This window comes from Crenalkalicoccus roseus, assembly GCF_004761865.1.
In the GTDB taxonomy this organism is placed as follows: Bacteria; Pseudomonadota; Alphaproteobacteria; order Acetobacterales; family Acetobacteraceae; genus Crenalkalicoccus; species Crenalkalicoccus roseus.
Window position 1 is genome coordinate 404,613 of record NZ_SJDM01000001.1, and the last position, 20,907, is coordinate 425,519.

General features: G+C 74.6%; 18 protein-coding genes. 6 read left to right on the forward strand and 12 right to left on the reverse strand.

From position 1 onward, the window contains the following. Positions 1-34: 34 nt before the first annotated feature. Positions 35-928: a phosphoserine phosphatase SerB gene (serB, locus tag ET526_RS01960; protein WP_135465962.1), complete on the reverse strand. Its 894-nt coding sequence runs from the start codon at positions 926-928 to the stop codon at positions 35-37. A 29-nt stretch (positions 929-957) separates the two neighbouring features. On the opposite strand from serB, the gene miaA reads away from it, so the two are divergent. The 5 genes from miaA to ET526_RS01985 all read left to right on the forward strand — a co-directional run bounded on the left by miaA (position 958) and on the right by ET526_RS01985 (position 5,920). Continuing rightward, positions 958-1,950, forward strand: coding sequence for a tRNA (adenosine(37)-N6)-dimethylallyltransferase MiaA (gene miaA, locus ET526_RS01965; protein WP_135465963.1), 993 nt, complete (start codon positions 958-960; stop codon positions 1,948-1,950). Positions 1,951-2,016: 66 nt separating this feature from the next. After that, positions 2,017-3,807: an acetolactate synthase 3 large subunit gene (locus ET526_RS01970; protein WP_192898640.1), complete on the forward strand. Its 1,791-nt coding sequence runs from the start codon at positions 2,017-2,019 to the stop codon at positions 3,805-3,807. Between the two features lie 79 nt (positions 3,808-3,886). Next, complete coding sequence (gene ilvN, locus ET526_RS01975) at positions 3,887-4,411, forward strand: acetolactate synthase small subunit (RefSeq protein ID WP_135465964.1); 525 nt, start codon at positions 3,887-3,889, stop codon at positions 4,409-4,411. Between the two features lie 44 nt (positions 4,412-4,455). Beyond that, positions 4,456-5,472 carry a ketol-acid reductoisomerase gene (ilvC, locus tag ET526_RS01980; RefSeq protein ID WP_135465965.1) on the forward strand — a complete coding sequence of 339 codons (1,017 nt, stop codon included), beginning with the start codon at positions 4,456-4,458 and terminating at the stop codon, positions 5,470-5,472. Between the two features lie 121 nt (positions 5,473-5,593). Next, positions 5,594-5,920 (forward strand): cupin domain-containing protein, encoded by a 327-nt coding sequence (locus ET526_RS01985; protein WP_135465966.1) that lies wholly within the window; start codon positions 5,594-5,596, stop codon positions 5,918-5,920. A 158-nt stretch (positions 5,921-6,078) separates the two neighbouring features. Here ET526_RS01985 and ET526_RS01990 read toward each other — a convergent pair whose 3' ends face one another. From ET526_RS01990 to ET526_RS02005, 4 genes are all read right to left on the reverse strand, one after another. Then, positions 6,079-7,623, reverse strand: a complete 1,545-nt coding sequence (locus ET526_RS01990) for a DegQ family serine endoprotease (protein ID WP_135465967.1) — start codon at positions 7,621-7,623, stop codon at positions 6,079-6,081. Positions 7,624-7,824: 201 nt separating this feature from the next. Further along, positions 7,825-8,649, reverse strand: coding sequence for a serine hydrolase (locus tag ET526_RS01995; RefSeq protein ID WP_204623445.1), 825 nt, complete (start codon positions 8,647-8,649; stop codon positions 7,825-7,827). 91 nt (positions 8,650-8,740) lie between these two features. After that, positions 8,741-10,012 carry a flavin monoamine oxidase family protein gene (locus ET526_RS02000; protein WP_135465969.1) on the reverse strand — a complete coding sequence of 424 codons (1,272 nt, stop codon included), beginning with the start codon at positions 10,010-10,012 and terminating at the stop codon, positions 8,741-8,743. Continuing rightward, positions 10,009-11,040, reverse strand: coding sequence for an MBL fold metallo-hydrolase (locus ET526_RS02005; protein ID WP_135465970.1), 1,032 nt, complete (start codon positions 11,038-11,040; stop codon positions 10,009-10,011). Before ET526_RS02005 ends, ET526_RS02000 begins: the two co-directional genes overlap by 4 nt. A 232-nt stretch (positions 11,041-11,272) precedes the next feature. Here ET526_RS02005 and ET526_RS22305 point away from each other — a divergent pair, with 232 nt between their 5' ends. Continuing rightward, on the forward strand, positions 11,273-14,659 hold the full coding sequence (locus ET526_RS22305; RefSeq protein ID WP_135465971.1) for a glycosyltransferase family 2 protein: 3,387 nt from the start codon (positions 11,273-11,275) through the stop codon (positions 14,657-14,659). Positions 14,660-14,673: 14 nt separating this feature from the next. Here ET526_RS22305 and ET526_RS02015 read toward each other — a convergent pair whose 3' ends face one another. The 7 genes from ET526_RS02015 to fabI all read right to left on the reverse strand — a co-directional run bounded on the left by ET526_RS02015 (position 14,674) and on the right by fabI (position 20,843). Further along, positions 14,674-15,699 (reverse strand): DNA adenine methylase, encoded by a 1,026-nt coding sequence (locus tag ET526_RS02015; RefSeq protein ID WP_135465972.1) that lies wholly within the window; start codon positions 15,697-15,699, stop codon positions 14,674-14,676. A gap of 384 nt (positions 15,700-16,083) precedes the next feature. Then, complete coding sequence (locus ET526_RS02020) at positions 16,084-16,236, reverse strand: peptide chain release factor 1 (protein ID WP_135465973.1); 153 nt, start codon at positions 16,234-16,236, stop codon at positions 16,084-16,086. A gap of 108 nt (positions 16,237-16,344) precedes the next feature. Further along, the gene (locus ET526_RS21180; RefSeq protein ID WP_158295462.1) at positions 16,345-17,544 is read right to left on the reverse strand and encodes a hypothetical protein; all 1,200 of its coding nucleotides are present in this window, start codon (positions 17,542-17,544) and stop codon (positions 16,345-16,347) included. Positions 17,545-17,714: 170 nt separating this feature from the next. After that, on the reverse strand, positions 17,715-17,978 hold the full coding sequence (locus ET526_RS02030) for a DUF2061 domain-containing protein (RefSeq protein WP_135465974.1): 264 nt from the start codon (positions 17,976-17,978) through the stop codon (positions 17,715-17,717). Between the two features lie 108 nt (positions 17,979-18,086). Next, the gene (gene aroC / locus ET526_RS02035; protein ID WP_135465975.1) at positions 18,087-19,193 is read right to left on the reverse strand and encodes a chorismate synthase; all 1,107 of its coding nucleotides are present in this window, start codon (positions 19,191-19,193) and stop codon (positions 18,087-18,089) included. A 48-nt stretch (positions 19,194-19,241) separates the two neighbouring features. Then, positions 19,242-19,577: a hypothetical protein gene (locus ET526_RS02040; RefSeq protein ID WP_135465976.1), complete on the reverse strand. Its 336-nt coding sequence runs from the start codon at positions 19,575-19,577 to the stop codon at positions 19,242-19,244. A 426-nt stretch (positions 19,578-20,003) separates the two neighbouring features. Continuing rightward, positions 20,004-20,843 carry an enoyl-ACP reductase FabI gene (fabI, locus tag ET526_RS02045; protein ID WP_135465977.1) on the reverse strand — a complete coding sequence of 280 codons (840 nt, stop codon included), beginning with the start codon at positions 20,841-20,843 and terminating at the stop codon, positions 20,004-20,006. Between the last annotated feature and the right edge of the window lie 64 nt (positions 20,844-20,907).

Sequence of the window (20,907 nt, forward strand, 5' to 3'; positions counted from 1 at the left end):
GGGTGGCCCGCCGGCGCCGCGCGCGGCACCGGGATCAGCCGGCGACGATCTCCTCCGCCCGGAACCCCTGGGCGAAGAGCAGCGCGCGCAGGTCGGCGTGGTCCACCCGCGCCCGCGCCGCGGCGGCGACCACCGGCTTGGCGCGGAAGGCGACGCCGAGGCCGGCCGCCCGGATCATGTCGAGGTCGTTGGCGCCGTCCCCCACCGCCAGCGCGGCGGAGAGCGGCAGGCCATGCTCCGCCGCCAGGCGCTTCAGCGTGGCGAGCTTGGCGTCGCGGTCGAGGATCGGCTGGCCGACGCGGCCGGTGAGCTTGCCCTCCTCCACGACCAGGGTGTTGGAGTAGTGCGCATGGAAGCCCGCGCGCTCCGCCACCCGCTCGGTGAAGAAGCTGAACCCGCCCGAGATCAGGGCGCAATGCGCCCCCGCCCGGCGCATGGTGCGCACCAGCTCGACCGCGCCGGGGGTGAGCGCCGTCGCCTCCCAGGTCCGCTCCAGCGCCGAGACCGGCAGGCCCGCCAGCATGCTGACGCGCTCGACCAGCGCCGCCCTGAAGTCCAGCTCCCCGTTCATGGCGCGGCGGGTGATCTCGGCGATGCGCTCCTTCAGCCCGGCATAGGCGGCGAGCTCGTCCAGCGTCTCGCCGGTGACGATGGTGCTGTCCATGTCGGCGAGCAGCAGGCGCTTGCGCCGCCCCTCCGCCTCCTGGGCGATGGCGTCCACCGGCGCGCCGGCCAGCGCGGCGCGCGCGGCGGCGTCGGCCTGGTCCGGGGAGAGGCCGGCGAAGGGCAGGTCGGCCGCCTCCCCGGGCGCCAGCCAGTCGGGGGTGCCGGCGCTGGCGCCGAGATCCTGCAGCGCGGCACGGACCTCGCCGAGCTGCGCCGGGGTGAGGCCGCCCGGAGGCGCGACCAGGGTGAGCACGTGCGACATGGGGGGCGGACCATGCCCGCGGTGGCGCGATGACGCAATCGGCGCCCCCGCGGGCGCTGCTCCTCGCCGGTCCGACCGCGAGCGGGAAGTCCGCATTGGCCCTCGCCCTCGCCCGACGCCTCGGGGGCACCATCATCAACGCGGATTCCATGCAGATCTACCGCGAGCTGCGGGTGCTGACCGCGCGGCCGACGCCGGAGGAGGAGGCGGCGGTGCCGCACCGCCTCTACGGCGTGCGCCCGGCGGCCGAGGCGGGGAGCGTCGCCTGGTGGCGGGAGGCGGCGCTGGCCGAGATGGCGGCGGCGCGGGCGGCGGGGCGGCTGCCGATCCTGGCCGGCGGGACGGGCCTCTACTTCCTCTCCCTCACCGAGGGGCTCTCCGCCATTCCCCCGGTGCCGCCGGCGGCGAGGGCGGAGGCGCGGGCGCTGCTGGCGGCGCTCGGCGCGCCGGCGCTGCACGCCCGGCTGGCGGCGGCGGACCCAGAGACGGCGGCGATGCTGCGCCCGACCGACGGCCAGCGCCTCGCCCGCGCCTTCGAGGTCTGGCGCGGCACCGGGCGCGGCCTCGCCGCCTGGCAGCGGGAGGGGGCGCGCACCGGCCCCGCCCCCTGGCGCTTCGCCGCCATCCTGCTCGACCCGCCGCGGGAGGCGCTGCGCGCCGCCATCGCCGCCCGCTTCGACGCCATGCTGGCCGCCGGCGCGGTCGAGGAGGTGCGGGCGCTGCTGGCGCTCGGGCTCGACCCCGCCCTGCCGGCGATGCGCGCCCATGGCGTGCCGGAACTCGCCGCCCACCTCGCCGGCCGGATGACGCTCGGGGAGGCGCGGCGGCGGGCGATCCTGAACACCGGCCGCTACACCAAGCGGCAGGCGACCTGGTTCCGCCACCACGTCCTGGCCGAGCCGGGCCTGACGCATATCATCCATGCGCGGATCGCGGGGGAGACGCAATTTAATGATGCGAGATGGGCGGAAATCTTTGCATTTCTTCAGGGCGGCGTTGACGCGGTGCAGCAGGGGGGGTAACGCTGCGCCCTCGCCGCCGCGGGAGGAAAAGCCCCGCGCGGCGGCGCATCGCCCGAGGAACCTGCCATGTCCGCACCGCCACAGACCGCCGGCACCCGCACCATGACGGGGGCGGAGATCGTCCTGCAGGCGCTGAAGGACAACGGCGTCGAGGTCATCTTCGGCTATCCCGGCGGGGCGGTATTGCCGCTCTACGACGCGCTGTTCCAGCAGAACGCCATCCGCCACATCCTGGTGCGGCACGAGCAGGCCGCGGTGCACGCCGCCGAGGGCTACGCCCGCAGCACGGGAAGGGTGGGGGTGGTGCTGGTCACCTCCGGCCCCGGCGCCACCAACGCCGTGACCGGCCTCGTGGACGCGCTGATGGATTCCATCCCGGTGATCTGTCTCACCGGCCAGGTGCCGACCCACCTGATCGGCAACGACGCCTTCCAGGAGGCCGACACCACCGGCATCACCCGCCCCGCGACCAAGCACAACTACCTGGTCAAGGACATCAACCGCCTCGCCGAGACGGTGCACGAGGCCTTCTACGTGGCGAAGTCCGGCCGCCCCGGCCCGGTGGTGATCGACCTGCCGAAGGACATCCTGATCGGCAAGGGGCCCTATGCCGAGGCGCCGAGCGCGCCGCACCGCTCCTACCGCCCGCAGACCGAGCCCGATCCGCAGGCGATCCGCGAGGCGGTGCGGCTGCTGAAGCGGGCGAAGCGGCCGGTGATCTACACCGGCGGCGGGGTGATCAACTCGGGGCCGGAAGCCTCGCGCCTGCTGACCGAGTTCGTGCGCCTGACCGGGATGCCCTGCACCAACACGCTGATGGGCCTCGGCGCCTTCCCGGCCTCCGACCCGCACTTCCTCGGCATGCTCGGCATGCACGGCACCTACGAGGCGAACCTCGCGATGCATGGCTGCGACGTCATGCTGGCCGTCGGCGCCCGCTTCGACGACCGGGTGACCGGGCGGCTCAACGCCTTCTCGCCGGGATCGCGCAAGATCCACGCCGACATAGACCCCTCCTCGATCAACAAGAACGTCAAGGTGGACGTCGCCATCGTCGGCGACGCCGGCCGCGTGCTCGCCGCGCTGCTGGAGTGCTGGCGCCAGGACGAGGCGCCGCAGGACAGGGCGGCGCTCGCCGCCTGGTGGCGCCAGATAGACGAGTGGCGCGCCCGCCAGTGCCTGCGCTACGAGCAGGTGGGGAAGATCATCAAGCCGCAGCACGCGGTCAGGCGGCTGTTCGAGATCACCCGCGAGACCGGGCGCGACACCTTCATCACCACCGAGGTCGGCCAGCACCAGATGTGGGCGGCGCAGTATTTCGGCTTCGAGAGGCCGAACCGCTGGATGACCTCGGGCGGGCTCGGCACCATGGGCTACGGACTGCCGGCGGCGATGGGCGTGCAGATCGCCCATCCGGAGGCGCTGGTGATCGACATCGCCGGCGAGGCCTCGATCCTGATGAACATCCAGGAGATGAGCACGCTGGCGCAGTACCGCCTGCCGGTGAAGGTGTTCATCCTCAACAACGAGTACATGGGCATGGTGCGGCAGTGGCAGGAGCTGCTGCACGGCGGCCGCTATTCCGAGAGCTACTCCGCCGCCCTGCCCGACTTCGTGAAGCTGGCCGAGAGCTTCCATGGCGTCGGCCTGCGCGCCGAGACGGCGGACGACCTCGACCGCGTGATCCGCGAGATGATCGCGGTGGACCGCCCCGTGATCGCCGACATCGTGGTGGACCAGAAGGAGAATTGCTTCCCGATGATCCCCTCCGGCGCCGCGCACAACGAGATGATCCTCGGCGTGGGGCAGGAGGGGTCGGTCGCCGGCGTCACCGACGAGGGCAAGGTCCTCGTCTAGCGCGCCCCGGCGCGCCGCCACCCGCGCGCCGGGCCGCACCCGCCCGGCGCCGCCCCTTCCCCCTGCCCGGCGATTCCCCATGCCCGACCCGACCGACACCACCCAGCGCGCCGCGACCATCGCCGTCCTCGTCGAGAACGAGGCGGGGATCCTCGCGCGCGTCGTCGGCCTGTTCTCCGGCCGCGGCTACAACATCGAGAGCCTGACCGTGGCGCCGGTGGACGAGGCGCGGCGCCTCTCGCGCATCACCATCGTCACCTCCGGGACCGACATGGTGATCGAGCAGATCAAGGCGCAGCTCGACCGGCTGGTGCCGGTACACCAGGTGAGCGACCTGACGCTGGAGGGCCCGCACCTCTCGCGCGAGCTGATGCTGATAAAGGTGGTCGGCCGCGGCGAGCAGCGGCTGGAGGCGCTGCGCCTCGCCGACGCGTTCCGCGCGCGGGTGGTGGACGCGACGACGGAGAGCTTCGTGTTCGAGATCACCGGCGCGGGGGACAAGCTCGACGCCTTCGCGGCGCTGATGCGGCCGCTCGGGCTCAGGGAAGTGGTGCGCACCGGCGTCGCCGCCATCGCCCGCGGGCCGCACGGGCTGCGGACCTGAACCGGACCATACATCCCCTTCCTGCTGAGAGGAGAGGCGCTGCCATGCGCGTGTACTACGACCGCGACGCGGACGTGAACCTGATCAAGGCGAAGAAGGTCGCCGTCATCGGCTTCGGCAGCCAGGGGCACGCGCACGCGATGAACCTGCGCGATTCCGGCGTCGCCGAGGTCGCCATCGGCCTCCGCCCGGGCGGCTCCGCGAAGAAGGCCGAGGCCGCGGGCTTCAAGGTGCTCTCGCCCGCCGAGGCGGCGAAGTGGGCCGATGTGGTCATGGTGCTGACCCCGGACGAGGGCCAGGGCGACCTCTACCGCGACCATCTCGGCCCGAACATGAAGGAGGGGGCGGCGCTTGCCTTCGCGCACGGCCTCAACGTCCACTTCAACCTGATCGAGCCGCGCCCTGACCTCGACGTGTTCATGATCGCGCCGAAGGGGCCCGGCCACACCGTCCGCTCCGAGTACCAGCGCGGCGGCGGCGTTCCCTGCCTGGTGGCGGTGGCGCAGAACCCCTCCGGCAACGCGCTGGAGATCGCGCTGTCCTACGCCTCCGCCATCGGCGGCGGTCGCGCCGGCATCATCGAGACCACCTTCAAGGAAGAGTGCGAGACCGACCTGTTCGGCGAGCAGACCGTGCTCTGCGGCGGCCTGGTCGAGCTGATCAAGGCCGGCTACGACACGCTGGTGGAGGCCGGCTACGCCCCCGAGATGGCGTATTTCGAGTGCCTGCACGAGGTGAAGCTGATCGTGGACCTGATCTACGAGGGCGGCATCGCCAACATGAACTACTCGATCAGCAACACCGCCGAGTATGGCGAGTACGTCACCGGCCCGAAGATCATCACCGCCGAGACCAGGAAGGCGATGAAGGAGGCGCTGGAGAACATCCAGTCCGGCCGCTTCGCCCGCGACTGGATGCTGGAGAACAGGGTCAACCAGGCCAATTTCAAGGCCATGCGCCGGCGCATGGCGGAGCACCCGATCGAGCAGGTGGGCGAGAAGCTGCGCGCCATGATGCCCTGGATCAAGCAGAACGCCCTGGTGGACAAGGCGAAGAACTGATGCCGGGCGGCGGCCGGGGCCTGCCGCCCGGCCGCCGCACGAGACCGTTGACCGGCGCCCGCCGCCGTCCTGCAATGCGGCGCGCCCCTTGCCTCGGGCGGGACGGAACGGGAGCGGACCCATGGCCGCAGGCGGCAGCTACCCCGTGGAGAAGCGCGAACTGGTCGCGGAGGCGCCGGGCCTGCGCATGCAGATCCTCACCCTCGCCGCCGGCCAGGAAGTGCCCTGGCACTGGCACAGCGAGGTGACCGACACCTTCTGGTGCATGGAAGGCCCGATGGTGATCGAGATGCGCGCGCCGCAGGAGGCGGTGGAACTGCAGCCCGGCCAGATGCACGCCGTGCCGCCGCGGCGCGCCCACCGCGTCAGCGGCAAGGGGGGCGGGCGCTGCCGCTTCGCCCTGCTGCAGGGGGTTGGACCCTACGATTTCCGGCCGGTCGGCGGTTAGCGCCTGATCCCTGGAAGGCGGCGCGCCGGAGCGGCGACTCAGCCGCCCAACAAGGGGCGGAAGCGCGATCCGTCACGGCGGATCACGCCGCAGGGCGGATCGCGGAGGGCCTTTCCGGCCCTCCGCGATGCGGCGCGCAAGCTCCCTTCGCGCGCCCGTCAGCCCGGGCTGCCGCGCTCGCCCCCGCGCAGGCGCAGCGGCACGAAGCGCTGGCCCTGCTGGCTCTCCACCAGGAGCAGCGCGCTCGGGCGGTTCTGGCGGCGGAGCTGCTCGAGCCGCGTCTGGAGCTGCTGCGGGGTGGTCACGCGCTCCTGCTGCACCTCCACGATCACGTCCCCGGGCCGCAGGTCGCGCTCGGCGGCGGGCGAATCGGGCAGCACCTCGGTGATGACGACGCCGCGCTGCTCGGCGCGCAGGCCGAAGCGCTCGCGCAGCTCCGGCGTGATGCCGGAGACGCGGAGGCCGAGGCCGGCGAGCTCGGTCGGCCGCTGCGCCGGGCCGGGGGTGGCGGCGGCCTGCTGCTGCTCCGCCGGCAGCTCGCCGATCGTGACGGTGAGGCGCTCCTCCCGCCCGTCGCGCCAGACCACGACGGGGACCTGGCTGCCGACCGGCGTCTCCGCGACGATGCGCGGCAGCATGCGCATCTCGCGCACCTCCTGCTCGCCGAAGCGCAGGATCACGTCGCCGCTGCGGATGCCGGCCTGCTCGGCCGGGCCGCCCTCCTGCGCGCGGGCGACGAGGGCGCCGCGCCCGTTCTGCAGGCCTAGGGATTCGGCGATCTCGTCCGTCACCTGCTGGATGTTCACGCCGAGCCAGCCGCGGCGCACCCGCCCCTCGGCGACGAGCTGCGTCACCACGTTGCGCGCGAGGTTGGCCGGGATGGCGAAGCCGATGCCGATCGAGCCGCCGGTCGGCGAGTAGATCGCGGTGTTGATGCCGATCACCCGCCCCTGCATGTCGAGCAGCGGCCCGCCGGAATTGCCGCGGTTGATGGCGGCGTCGGTCTGGATGAAGTCGTCGTAGAGACCCTGGCGGATGTCGCGGCCGCGGGCGGAGATGATGCCGGCCGTCACCGACCCGCCGAGGCCGAAGGGGTTGCCGATCGCCAGCACCCAGTCGCCCACCTCCACCTCGTCGGAGTTGCCCCAGCGCACCTCGGTCAGCGGCCGCTCGGAACGGATCCGGAGCACCGCGAGGTCGGTGCGCGGATCGGTGCCGAGCAGCTCGGCGCGGAGCGAGGTGTTGTCGTGCAGCACCACGTTGATCTCGTCCGCGCCGTCTATGACGTGGTTGTTGGTGACGACGATGCCCTGGCTCGCGTCCACGATGAAGCCCGAGCCGAGCGACTGGGCGCGGCGCGGGCGCGGCAGCCCCTCCGGCAGGCCGGGCGTGCCGGGGCGGCCGCGGAAGAACTCGCGGAAGAACTCCTCGAAGGGGCTGCCCGGCGGGGCCTGGGGGATGTCCGGCGCGTCCGGCCGGTCGCGCCGGGCGACCAGCGTCTGGGTGGTGGAGATGTTCACCACCGCCGGCAGCAGGGTGCGCACCAGCGGCGCGAAGGAGGCCGGCGCGTCGCGCATCGGCGCGGGCTGGGTGGCCTGGGGCTGCGGGTTGACGCCGCCGCTCTGCGGCGCGGTCTGGGCCAGTGCCGCGCCGAGCGGGGCTGCGGCGAGCAGCGTGGCCAGGGCCAGGGTTGGTGAGCGCATCAGGGGCACCTCGAAACGTCGTGCGGCGCGGGCCGGGGCAGCCAGGGTTAGGGCAATCCGCCGGCCCGGGAAACGGCGGAGGCGGGCCGCCGATCCCGCCCGGCAGGCGGCTTGCCGCAAGGCGATGGCGCGGCTGCGCCGCCTGCAGGTTGGCCCGCGCGGCCACGGGCGCAAGGTGGGCGCGGCGGCGCCATCCTCCCCTTACCGCCCGATCATGTCCCAGCAGGCGCGGGCGAGCCGCCCCACCGTGGCGTAGGCGGCGGCGAAGCCGGGCAGCCCGTCCGGCATGGTGTCCGGCACCCGGTCGGCATAGGCGGCGAGGATGAAGAGCGGCCTGCCGTCGCGGTAGACGATGCCGGCGTCGCTGCGCCCGCGCGCGTCCCGCCCCGTCTTGTGCGCCACCCTGGTGTCGGCGGGCAGCAGGCTCGGGATCAGGGTGCGCAGCCGCTGCCAGGAGAGGATGTCGAGGGCGAGCCGGCACAGCTCCGGCGAGCAGCCGAGGGCGGCCGCCGCCTCCGCGTCCTCGGCGCCGCGCAGCAGGCGGTCGAGCAGCAGGCCCTGGTCGGCCGCGGTGGTGGTCGCCGTGCGGTCCATCTTGTGGTCCCAGGGCAGGCCGGCGGGCGGGATGCTGGCGCGGTGCGTGGTGTTCGCCATGCCGATGCGGCGGCACCAGGCGTTCAGCGCCTCGCGGTCCAGACGCTCGAGCACGAGCTGGGTGCAGACGTTGTCGCTGGTGATGATCATGTTCACCAGCGCGTCGCGCAGCGGCAGCACCACCCCGGGCGTCATGTACTGGTAGGTGCCGGAGGTCACGTCCTTCTGCAGCCGCGCCTCCACCGTGCAGGGCTCGGCGAGGTCGAGCTTCCCGGCATGCGCCTGCGAGAGCGCGTAAACCAGGATCGAGGTCTTGCGCGTGCTGGCCGAGGGCACGATCAGATGCCCGTCGCGGTGCGCCTCCTCGCCGGTGGTGAGGTCCTTCACGTACCAGGTCGTGGTGAAGGGCTGCGCCTCACAGATTGCGTTCAACCGCCGCGCCAGCTCCTGCATAGGCGTCCTCCCGATTTGTGAAACTAGCCTAAAGCGGATCGCGAAGTGCTGGAACTGGCGCGACGGCGCCTCAGCCGAGCGCCGCGTGCACGGCCCGCGCCGCGCGCTCCCCGCTCTGCCAGGCGCCGCCGACCGTCCCGGCGTAGCGGGGATGGCAGGCCTCCCCGGCGAAGCGCAGCCGCCCGCCGAGCAAGGCCGCCTCCGCCAGCACGGCGCGCGCCCCGGCGCAGCCCGGCAGGGCGTGGCTGTAGGCGCCGCGAAACAGCGGGTCCTCGCCCCAGCGCGTCACCACCGCGCCCGGGGCGAAGATGCGTGCGACGGCGGCGGCGCCGAAGTAGCGGGCAAGCTCGGCGCGGGCCTCAGCCTCCGCCGCCGCCGGTCCCTCGCGGGAAAGCGCCCAGGCCCGCGCGCCGCCGAGGAAGCCCACCGCATAGGGCCGGCCGAAGGGCCAGAGCAGCCAGGACATCGGGCTGTCCCCCGGCGCCTCCACCTGCCGGCCGAGGCGGGCGAAGGGGCCGAGCCCCAGCCTCTCCTCCCCCGCCGCGCGCAGCACCACCTTGCTCAGCAGGCCGAGCGGCAGACCGGTAACCGCGTCCTGCAGCCCGTCCGGCAGGGGCGGGTCGAAGGCGATGGCGCCGGCGGCCAGCACGCCGGTGGAGACGGTGATGATCGCCGCCCGCGTCCGCAGGCTGCCGAAGCTCCCCTCGGCCAGGATCCCGCCCCGCCGCCAGCGCAGCCGCCCGACCGCGGCGCCGAGGACCACGGGCAGCCCCTCCGCCAGGCGCAGGAGCAGCGTGCCCACCCCCTCGGCGACCTGCGGGTTCCAGCCGTCGAGCAGGGTGGCGACGTAGTCCTGCAGGCTGATCCGCTCCGCCTCCGCGGCGCTGATCATGGCGGAGAGCCAGTGCGCGGCGGTGTCGTCCCAGGGGCCGCCCCTCGGCACCGCCTCGGAGAGCGGGATGTCCGGCCCGCCCCGGCGGGCGCGGGCGAGCGCCGCTGCGTCGAAGGCCTCCACCGCCGCCTCCCAGGCGGCGCGTTCCTCCGCCGTGGCCGGGCGCCCGCCCGCCGCCAGCAGCAGGTCGCGCCGGCGCCGCCCGGTATCGTGCAGGGTGAAGCCGAGCGCCTGGGCCAGCGGCGTCAGCGGGTTCGCCCCGGCGTCGTGCAGCCAGGAGGCGCCGAGATCGCAGGGCGCGCCGAGGCTGTGGTCGGTGAAGGCGCGGCCGCCGGCGCGCATTCCCGCCTCCAGCACCAGGCAGTCGCGGCCGAGGGCGCGCAGCCGGCGCGCGGCGGCGATGCCGGCGGCGCCGGCGCCGAGCACCAGCACCTCGGCCTCGCGCGTCATCGGGCGCGGAACAGCACCGCCTCGCCGGTTCCGGGGATCGCCTCCACCCGCCCCTGCCGCTCCAGGCGGCGCAGATGCGCCAGCGTCTCGCCGACGGCGAAGCCGATCTGGCCCGGCTCCTGCGCCGCGCGGGGGAACAGGAGCTGCGCCGCCTCGAAGGCGGTCGCCGGCTCGCGGCAGGCATCGGCCAGCGCGTCGAGGCGCATGGCGTGGTGGGAGGCGAGCGTCTCCAGCCGCGGATGCAGGGTGCGGAAGGGCTCGCCGTGCGAGGGCAGCACCAGCGTGTCCTCGGGCAGCGCCGCGAAGCGCTCGAGCGAGGCGAGGAAGTCGCCCAGCGGGTCGGCGTTCGGCTCGCCGGGGTGCAGCCCGACATAGGGAGAGATGCGCGGCAGGATCTGGTCGGCCGAGATCAGCACGCCGCGCGCGGCGCTGTGCAGGCAGGCCATGTCCGGGGCGTGGCCGCTGCCGGTCATGACGCGCCACTCCTCGCCGCCGATGGTCAGCGTGCCGCCGTCGCGGATGCAGTGGAAGGCGCGCGGCAGCTCGCCCACGGCACGCTGGTAGAGCGGCCCGCGCGCCTCGACATGGGCCAGGTAGTCGGCGGGGCAGCCGGCGCGGGCGTAGTGCGCGATCTGCTGCGCCATCATGTCCGGCCCGGAATCGTACCAGAGGGCCCGGGCCATCAGCCACTCGATCCGTGTCATCGCCGGGATGAGGCCGAAGCGTCCGCACAGCCAGCCGGTGAGGCCGATGTGGTCGGGATGGAAATGCGTGACCAGCAGCCCCGTCAGCGGCCGCCCGCCGAGCGCGGGCTGCGCCAGCACGCGGTCCCACAGCTCGCGCGTCGTGCGGCTGGCGATGGCGGTGTCCACCGCCAGCCAGCCGCCCTCGTGCTCCAGCAGCCAGATGTTCACATGGCCGGGCGGGAAGGGCAGCGGCATGCGCGCGCGGAGGAGGCCCGGCATCAGCCGGCGCACCTCGCCGGGCTCGGGAATGTCGGCGGCGGGATCGGGCGAGGCGTCGGGCATCGGAGCGGCTCTCCGCGCGCAAGCGGGCCCGTGCCACGGGCCGAAGAAAGCGGGGGCGGCAGGATAGGCCGCGAAGCCCCGGCACGCCACCGCGGGCCATGGCGCCTCACGCCGCTCCCGGATAGGATGGAGCGACGCCAACTTCCGGTTGAACATTTCCCATGGTCCCATCGTGTCATACCTCCCGTCGGGGCGGGAGCGGGCCCGGCCTGTCGGGACGGGGCGGCCCCTGATGGACCTGCCGCCGCCCGAACTCCGCGGGGTGGAGGCCGCCCGCGCGACGCCCGCGGACGTCCTCGCCGCCTACCGGCTGTTCCTCGGGCGGGACCCCGAGGGCGAGGCGGCGATCGCGCCCTGGCTGGCGCGGGCGCCGCGGGATCTCGCCGCCACCCTGGCCCGCTCCGGCGAGTTCCGCGCCGTGCTCGAACGCCTCGCCACCGACCGCCTGCCCCCCCATGCCGCGCTGGCGCCGGAGGCGGTGGCGGAGGCGGCGCGCTGGGGCGCCGCCCTCGGCCTGCTGCCCGAACCGCCGGAGCCGGGCGCGGCCGGCCTGCTGCGCGGCCTGCTCGGCGCCGAGCCGGTGCAGCCGGCGCTCGCCGCCCTGCCGGAGCGGCTGCGCGCGCGCCTCGCCGCGCTGCGGCGCGACCCGAGGCGCGGCCTGCTGCATCGCCTCGGCCTGCCGGCCACGGCGGAGGATGCGCACCGGCTCGGCCTGCTGCTGCACGGCGCCCCGCCCGCCGAGGCGCCGCGCGCGGAGGGAAGCCTGCTCCGCCTGCTCCGCGCCGCGCTCGGCGCGCCCCGCTTCCGCGATCAGGTGCTGACGCCCCTCCGCGAGGGCCGCCCGCCCCCCTTCCTCGCCCTTCCGCCCGGGGAGGCGGCGGCGTGCGCCGGATGGCTCGCGGCACGGCTCGGACTCGCCGTCCCGGACGGCGCGGCGCCGGGGGCGCCGCTCGCCGCCTTCCTCGGCCTGCCCGCCATTCGCGACCTGCTGGCCCGCCTCTGGCCGGCGGAACAGGAGGGGGCGGTGGCGGCGCTGCCCGCTCTCGCCTCCGGCGAGATCCGGCTGGGCGGGCTGCGCGCCACCGACGCCGATGTCGGCCTCGCCTATCTCGCCCTTCTCGGTCGCATGCCGGAGAGCGCGGCGACGCGGCGGGCGCAGGAGGGGACGCCGCTGCGGTCGCTGCTGGCGGGGCTGGCCACCTCGGCGGAGTTCCGCGCCCAGGTGCTCGCCCGCCTGGCCGAGGGCGACCGGCCGCCCCAGGCGGCACTGCCGGCGGCGCAGCGGCGGGCGGTGGCGGGCTGGCTGGCCGGCCGGCTCGGCCTGCCGGTGGCGGGAGGGGAAGCGGCTCCGCCCGCGGCGGCGCTGCTGCGGCGCCTGCTCTCCCTGCCGGGGCTGGCGGCGGAGGCGGCGGGGCTGCACGGCGTGCTGTGGCACGACGCGATGGCGGCGCTCGACGCCTGGCACGAGGCGGAGACGCGCGGCGCCACCGGCGGCATAGACTACGTCACCGGCGAGCTGATCGTGGGCTGGGCGCTGGACCGCGGCCGGCCCGGCGAGGCGCTGGAGGTGGAGATCCTCTGCAACGGCCTGCCCGTCGGCGCCGGCCGCGCCGACCGGCCGCGGCCGCAGGCGGCGGAGGAGGGAACGGGAGAGTGCGGCTTCCGCATCCCCTGGCAGGGCCGGGCGCGGATGGAGGCGGAGGCGGAGGCGGAGGCGTTCCGCTTCGAGATCCGCGACCGCGCCACCGGCCGGCCGCTCGGCGCGCCCTTCCGGCTCGACAGCGTCTTCGTGCGGCCGCGCACCACGCTGCAGCTCGTCGCCGCCGAGATGGCGGAGATGCGCCGGCACCTCCGCCGGCTGGAGGCGCTGCTGCCCCAGCTCGAAAGCTTCGCCGCCTTCCCGCCGGAGGGCTACGCCGCCTTCCGCCGCCAGCACCGCGTGGCACCGCCGCCCGCCCCGCCGCCCGGCCTCGGGCCGGCGCTGCGCGTGGTGGTGGAGGCGGAGGGCGTCTCGGCGCGCGGCCTGCGCCGCACCCTGGACAGCCTGTCCCGCCAGTCCTGGCCGCGCTGGACCGCCGCCTGCCTAGTGCGCGGGGCGGAGCGGCGGGCGCTGGTGGAGGCCGCGGCGGCGCGCGACCCCCGCTTCCTCTGCATCCCGCTCGACGCGGCGGAGGCGATGGGCGCGGCGGAGCGGCGCGCGGCGGCGGAGGGCGCGGAGCCGCTGGTGCTGCTGCTGCCCCCCGGCGCGCTGCTGGAGGAGGCGGCGCTCGCCTGGTTCGCCCACGCCGCCCTCGCCTGCCCCGCGGCGCGCGGCTTCTTCTGCGACGAGGATGCGGTGGCGGAGGCGTTCCGCGACCAGGACCGCCACGAGGCGCCGGTGTTCCGCACCGCGCTCGACGAGTGGGAGCTGCCGCGGCGCAACCCCTGCGGCGAGCTGCTCTGCGCGCGGCGGGAGGCGTTGGCGGCGGCGCTGGACGCCGTGGACCCGGCGGCGCCGCGCGCGGCGCGGCGCTGGCTCGCCTGGGCGGCGCTGGCGCGGCAGGGGCCGGTCGCGCACCTGCCGCGCCTGCTGCTCTCCGTGCAGCGGGAGACGGTGGAGGAGGAGGCGCCGCCCCCCTCGCCGCCCGCGGCGGCGCTGCGCCCGCTGCTGCGCCGGCCCTGGCTGCTGGACGCGGCGGAGGATGGCAGCGCCCTGGCGGAGGCGCGCATCAGCGTCATCGTGCCGACGCGCAACGGCGCGGCGCTGCTGCGCGAGGCGCTCGCCTCGCTGCTGGGGAAGGCGGCCGCGCCGCAGGCGATCGAGCCGCTGGTGGTGGACAATGGCAGCGACGCGCCGGAGACCCTCGCCTTCCTGGAGACGCTGCGCGGGCGCGAGGGGCACGCCGTGCTGCGCCTGGACGAGCCCTTCAACTGGTCGCGGCTGAACAACCTGGCGGCGCGGCAGGCGCGGGGCGAGCTGCTGCTGTTCCTCAACGACGACACGCGGATGCTGACCGCGGGCTGGGACCGCCGCCTGCGCCGCCTGCTGGCCGAGCCGGATGTCGGCGCCGTCGGCGCGCGGCTGGTCTACGAGGATTTCACGCTGCAGCACGCCGGCGTGGTGTTCGGCACCGAGGGCCTGGCCGCGCACGAGGGCGTCGGCGCGCCGATGGAGGCCGAAGGCCCGGGTGGGCGCTGGCAGCGCCTGCGGCGCGTCGGCGCCGTGACCGGCGCCTTCCTCGCCTGCCGGCGCGAGGTGTTCGAACGCCTCGGCCCCTTCGACGAGCAGGCGCTCGGCGTCACCTTCAACGACGTGGATTTCTGCCTGCGCCTGCGCGCCGCCGGCCTCGCCGTGCTCTACGCACCCGAGATCGCGCTGGTGCACTGCGAGTCGAAGAGCCGCGGCCTGGACGATCTCGACCCCGCCAAGCAGGAGCGCGCGGCCTTCGAGCGGCGGATGCTGGCGGAGCGCTGGGGCGGGGCGGTGCTGCTCGATCCCGGCTTCAATCCGCACTGGAGCCGCTGGACGCGGCCCTTCGTGGCGATCCGCGAGCCCTCGGCGGCGGAGATCGCGGCGCATCTCGCCGCCAGCGCCTCGCCCGATCCGTGGAACCCGCTGCCGCGGATGGGCGAGGGGTAGGCCCCTGCCCGCCCTCAGGCAAGCGCCGGCGCCTGGCCGGCGACATAGACGTATTCCGTGTTCTTCAGGTGGCCGATCCGGCCGACCTTCTCGCCCTTCGGGTTGTAGATGCCGATCCGGGCGCCGACGTAGCGGTCGTGGGTCAGCTCGATCACCTGCACCCGGCCGCGGCGGGAGAGCAGCCGCTCCATCTGCTCCCGGGTCAGATAGCCCTCGTTGTTGAAGGAGACGATCAGCGTCCGGCAGCGCAGCGACTCCACGATGCGCGTGAGCGCGGGGAGGATGCGGGGGCGGCTGTTGAAGGCGCTCTTGCGGGTGCGGCAGTCCACGCGCTTGCAGGCGATGCCGTAGACCTCCGGCTTGTCCCAGCGCACCAGCGATTCCCAGATGTGGTAGTTGTTCAGGTAGGAATGCTGGTTGTAGGGCGGATCGAGATAGGCGATGTCGGCCTCGACCGTTCCCGCCACCTCCTCGGCATTGCCGCAGAGGGCGAGGCAGGCGCCGGCCGGCGGGCGCGGCAGCAGCGCCGGCAGGCGGAGTTCGAGCGGCTTGTGCGCCCGCGGCGCCCAGGCCTTCATGTAGGCCATCTGCAGCCCGGCGGTGGAATCCACGCGGTCCGCCGCCTCCATCAGCGAGACCAGCACCACCGCCTCCAGCTCCGGCTCCAGGCCCATCGCCGCGATCGCCTCGCGCATCGCGTCGATGCGCTCGCCGTTCCTCGGGTGGAAGAAGCGGGAGCGGATGCAGTAGGTCTCGGTGAAGTAGCCGGGGCGGCCGGGCAGCCGCGCCAGGTCGGCGAGGATGCGCCGCGCCGCCTCGGCGTGCCGCTCGCGGTCGGCCTGCACGTAGCAGGTGGCCAGCGCATGGGCGTAGGCGTTGTGGTCGTTGGCGACCACGCGGTAGCCGGCGGCCTTCAGCGCATGGCCGACGCGGGCGGTGCCGGAGAAGAGGTCGAGCACCGTGCCGCAGGGCGCGGCGGCGCGCACCGCGCGCAGGATGTGCCCGAGCAGCGCCCGCTTGGAGCCGATGTACTTGATCATGCGCGCGCCGGCGGCGCGCCGCGGTCTGCGCCTGGCTGGGCGGCAGGGCGGGGTTCGATTCGCATGGGCGGATTGAACCGCCCGCAGGGCGCGTTGCGAAGGGAGCACGGGGCGCCGGGTCGGATGCCGCTCAGGAAGGGTTCGGCCGTGCGGGCGGAAACGCCTGCGCATCGAGGAACCGGCGTGTTCGCCGCCAGCCCGGGCGAGGGAAAAACGCTCCGGCTCGTTGATCGTCGGGCGCCTTCACCCGTTCAGGCGAGGCCACCCGAACGGGATCCGCTCCGGGGGCGTTTCCACTTGGCTGTGGCCGCGGAAACGTCCTTGGCCGATCATTCGTGGAGCGGAGTGACGCTCGCGGCCGTTTCCGCCCCTTTGCGATCCGCTCTAGCGGGCCGCGCGCGGGGTGGCGGCCGGGACGGTGCGGGCATTGAGCTCGGCGAGCAGCGACCAGACCCGGTCCGGATCCAGCCGCACCTCCGGGTCGTTCAGAAGCCGATCCAGCTCCGCAAGCTTCGCCTCGAACTCACGTTCGGTCATGGGCCATCGTCCTCGCGCACGCCGCTGCGGCAGCGGCAGCTCCCAATGCGGGCGCAACAACGTGGCAGGATCCGGGCGGTTGCGGGGCCATGACGCGGAGGCCAGGCATCACGGAGAGGAGAGCACCGCCGGCGCCAGCGCCGGGTGCTTGGCCTGCGCATGGGAGGGGTTGCGGAAGCGCAGCTCGCCCTCGGGCGCGCCATCGGGCGGGGCGGCGCCGAACAGTTCGAAGCGGGAGGCGCAGGTGACCGCCACCACGGGACGCGCCGCGGGGGTGGTGAAGAAGCGCCGCACCGCGCCCTCCAGCTCGTGCTGCTCGCGCAGCGCCCGCCACTCGCCGCGGTCGAGGTCGTCGAGGAACACCGAGAGGATGCCCGGGCGGCGCAGCGACAGGCGGCTCTCGGCGGCGCGGGCCAGGCGGCGGCAGGCGGCGGCGGCGATCTCGTTCTCCTGGCCGGCGCGAGCGGCGAGGACGAAGACGCTGCCGCTGCCGGGATCGGTGGTGACGGCGAGATGCGCCTCGTGCCCGAACAGGGCGCGCAGCCGGGCCGGCAGCCCGTCGGCGCTCTGCGCGCCGGCGATCACCAGGGGGTCGAGCCGCAGCACCGCCTGCGCGCCGGCGTCCTGTCGCCTCTCGGCCTGGAGCATCTCGGAGATGCGCTGATGCAGGGCGGCGAGCTGTTCCGGCCCGTTCAGCCCGGCGGGCAGGGTCATCTTCAGCAGGTAGCGGCCCGGATGGGCGGCGAGCCAGGTCTGCAACTCGGGGCTGATGCGGTCCACCAGCGCCCACCAGTCGCCGCGGTGCAGCCGGCGCCCCTCCTCGGCCGAGACGGTCTCGCAGACCACCTCGGCGGCCATCCCCTCGCGTTCGATCAGCAGGTCGTGCGGCGTGTCTTCGAGCAGGCCGGTGAAGGACACCGTGAAGCCGCGGCCGCGCGCCAGGGCGGCGGTGCGCAGCAGGTGGAAGAGCGGGATCAGCGTCGCCTCGCCGCTCAGCCCCTCCAGCAGCCGCTCGCGCAGCCGGCTGCGGGAGGCTTCCGGCAAGGCCCCGGCCAGGGCCACCGCCTCATGGGCGAGGGCCGAGAGGCGCCGCTCGGCCGCGCTGGTGACGCCGAGCGTCGGGCGCCCGCAGAGCCGTGCCAGCGCCAGCTCCAGCGCGTGGCGCTGCTGCGCCGCCCGCCCGCTGAGCGAGCCGGTGCGGATCCGTGCCTCGAGATCCGCCATCCGCTTCCGCCAGGCACGACGGCCGCACAGGGATACGAAGGCATCCAGGGCACGGCTGTCCGGCTGCGGGGTGGCGAAGGTCATGGCCTCGGCTCGTCCTCTCTCCGGATCTGCCTAAGCCCCTTCCCTTGATCGGCGTCAAGGCTCAACCGTCCGGCCGGTGCAGCAGCCCCCCTCACGGCTGCGCGCGCGACGGAAACCGCTCCCCTGACGGAGGCGGCGCCTCGCGGCGCGGTTCGTCTGCGTGGCCGGCGCTAACGGGACGCGGTGGCGGGGGCGGGAGCGCCAGGGAGCGGCGGCGCGGCCCGGGCATGGTCCTGCCGCCCCCAGGGGATGCGCGCCCAGGCGCGCTCATGCAGATAGAACAGTCCGATCTTGGTCACCACCTCGGTGGCGGCGATGCCGCCGGCGAGCAGCGGCTTGCCGGTGATGAGCCAGCTGATCAGGAAGGTATCCGCCGTCCCGGTCGCCCGCCAGCTGATCGCCTTGACGAGGCTTCGCCTGTGGGTCTCGCTCATCCGGCCATTCTCCCGCATTGCCGCCGGGCCAAGCCCGGCCACACGCAGAAGCATATAATCCCGATAGGAAATGCGCGCGTAAGTTAATGTCGCCCTGGCGCCGCGCCGTCAGTTCCGGGGCAGCCGCGCCGTCGAGGGAGCGTCGGGGTTCTGCGCCCGGTGGCGCAGCAGGTGGTCGGCCAGCACCAGCGCCAGCATCGCCTCCCCCACCGGCACGGCGCGGATGCCGACGCAGGGGTCGTGCCGCCCCCGCGTCACCACCTCCGTCTCCTGCCCGAACCGGTCCACGGCGCGGCGCGGCGTGAGGATGGAGGAGGTGGGCTTCACCGCAAAGCGCGCGACGATGGGCTGGCCGGTGCTGATGCCGCCCAGGATCCCGCCCGCCCGGTTGGAGAGGAAGCGCACCCGCCCGTCCGGCTCCATGCGCATCTCGTCGGCGTTCTCCTCGCCCGAGAGGGCGGCGGCGGCGAAGCCCTCGCCGATCTCGACGCCCTTCACGGCATTGATGCCCATCAGCGCCGCGGCGATGTCGGCATCGAGCTTGCCATAGACGGGCGCGCCGAGGCCGGGGGGCACGCCCTCCGCCACCACCTCGATCACGGCGCCGAGGGAGGAGCCGGCCTTGCGCGCGGCGAGCAGCGTCTCCTCCCAGCGCGCGGCGGCCTCGCGGTCGGGGCAGAAGAGGGCGTTCTCCTCCACCGCCGCCCAGTCCCATCTGGCGCGCTCCACCCGGTCGGGGCCGAGCTGCACCAGCGCGCCGCGGATCACCACCTCCGGCCCCAGCACCTTGCGCGCGACGGCGCCGGCGGCGACCCGCATCGCCGTCTCCCGCGCCGAGGCGCGGCCGCCGCCGCGGTAGTCGCGGATGCCGTATTTCAGCGCATAGGTCAGGTCGGCATGGCCGGGGCGGAAGCGGTCCCTGATCTCGCCGTAGTCGCGCGAGCGCTGGTCCTCGTTCTCGATCATCAGCGCGATCGGGGTGCCGGTGGTCAGCCCCTCGAAGACGCCGGAGAGGATGCGCACCCGGTCCGGCTCCTGCCGCTGGGTGACGAGGCGGGACTGGCCGGGCCGGCGACGGTCGAGGAAGGGCTGGATGTCGGCCTCGGACAGGGCCAGGCGCGGCGGGCAGCCATCCACCACGCAGCCGATGGCGGGGCCGTGGGACTCGCCCCAGGTGGTGACGCGGAACAGATGGCCGAAGCTGTTGTGGGACATGCCGCGATCATTCCCGCGTCGCCGCCCGATGGGCAAGCCGAGGCGGCGCTATGGGGTACTGCGCCGCCTGGGGAAGGGCGTGACGTCGTGCTCGATGAGGATGCCGTGCGCGTTGAAGGGGCAGAAGAAGGGATTGGCGGAAGGCGGCCCGACGAGGGCGAAGTCGGTCATGCCGAGCCCCTTGAAGAACGGCGTGTCCACGACGAAGAGGCGCGGCAGGCCCGGCTGCGGCGCCCCGCAGGTGCCGGCCAGGGGGATGGTGGCTTCCCCGGGCGGGGCGGTGAGGGTGACCCCGTTGATGGTGATGGCAAGGCCTGGCGCGGCCCGGGGGACCAGAAGGGCGGGGATCAGGGCAAGGAGGCCGGCTGTCCGTGCTCGTGTCATGGCGCAACCGTCCCTTGCGATGGCGGCGCGCCGGAGGCGGGCGCCGCCTTCGGAGTGTCGGAAGCGCCCGGCGATCAGCCTTCGCTCAGGCGATCGGGCTGCCTGGGCGGGCCGGGGCGGGCATCGTCGTCGCCACATGACGGTTCCGGGCCGCGTCCCATGATCGGCGTGGACCGCCTCGCATCCGCCCTCGCCCGCGGCATGGCCTGCCGGGCGGGCAGCGGCGGGCGCCTCTCGCACCTCGGCATCGCGCGCGGTGGGCGGGTGCTGTCCGACGGGCGGCAGCAGCCTCGCCCCGGGACGGGCATGAGGGCGATCACAAGTGCAGGCGAGAGAGGGCGGGCGTCCCGGTTCCGCCCGGCCCGCGGCTCGTTCCGGCGCACCGCGCGCGGGCCGCCCTGGCGACAGCCGAGGGCGCCGCCCCGATCAGTCCTTCGCCGTGGCGATGTCCGGCGCGTCCGGGTTCTTCATGCCGACGACGTGGTAGCCGCAATCCACGTGGTGCACCTCGCCCGTCACGCCCGAGGAGAGGTCGGAGAGCAGGTAGAGTCCCGCGCCGCCCACCTCCTCGATCGTCACGTTGCGGCGCAGCGGCGCGTTGAGCTGGTTCCACTTCAGGATGTAGCGGAAATCGCCGATGCCGCTCGCCGCCAGGGTGCGGATCGGCCCGGCCGAGATCGCGTTCACCCGGATGTTCAGCCCGCCGAGATCGGCCGCCAGGTAGCGCACCGAGGCCTCGAGCGCCGCCTTCGCCACGCCCATCACGTTGTAATGCGGGGTGACGCGCTCGGCGCCGAGGTAGCTCATGGTCAGCAGCGACCCGCCGTTCCTCATCAGCGGCACCGCGCGCTGGCTGACCGAGACGAAGGAGTAGCAGGAGATGTCGAGGGCCTGCAGGAACGCCTCGCGCGGCGTGTCCAGGTAGCGGCCGCGCAGGTACTGCTTGTCGGCGAAGCCGATGGCGTGCACCAGGAAGTCGAGCCCGCCCCAGTCCCGCTCCAGCGCGCGGAAGGCGGCGTCCACGCTGGCATCGTCGGTGACGTCGCAGGGCAGGACGTGGCGCCCGCCCAGGCTTTCCGCCAACGGGCGGACGCGCTTCTCCAGCGCCTCTCCCTGGTAGGTGAAGGCCACCTCGGCGCCCTGCGCCGCCACGGCGCGGGCGATGCCCCAGGCGATCGAGCGGTCGTTCGCCACCCCCATGATCAGGCCGCGCTTGCCGGCCATGAGCGTGCCGGAGGGGATGGCGGCGAGCGGCGCTTCGTTCATCGTGGGCAGGTCACCGGCTGGTTGCGGAAGGTCAGGCGTGGTGGCACACCCCCGGCGCCTGGGC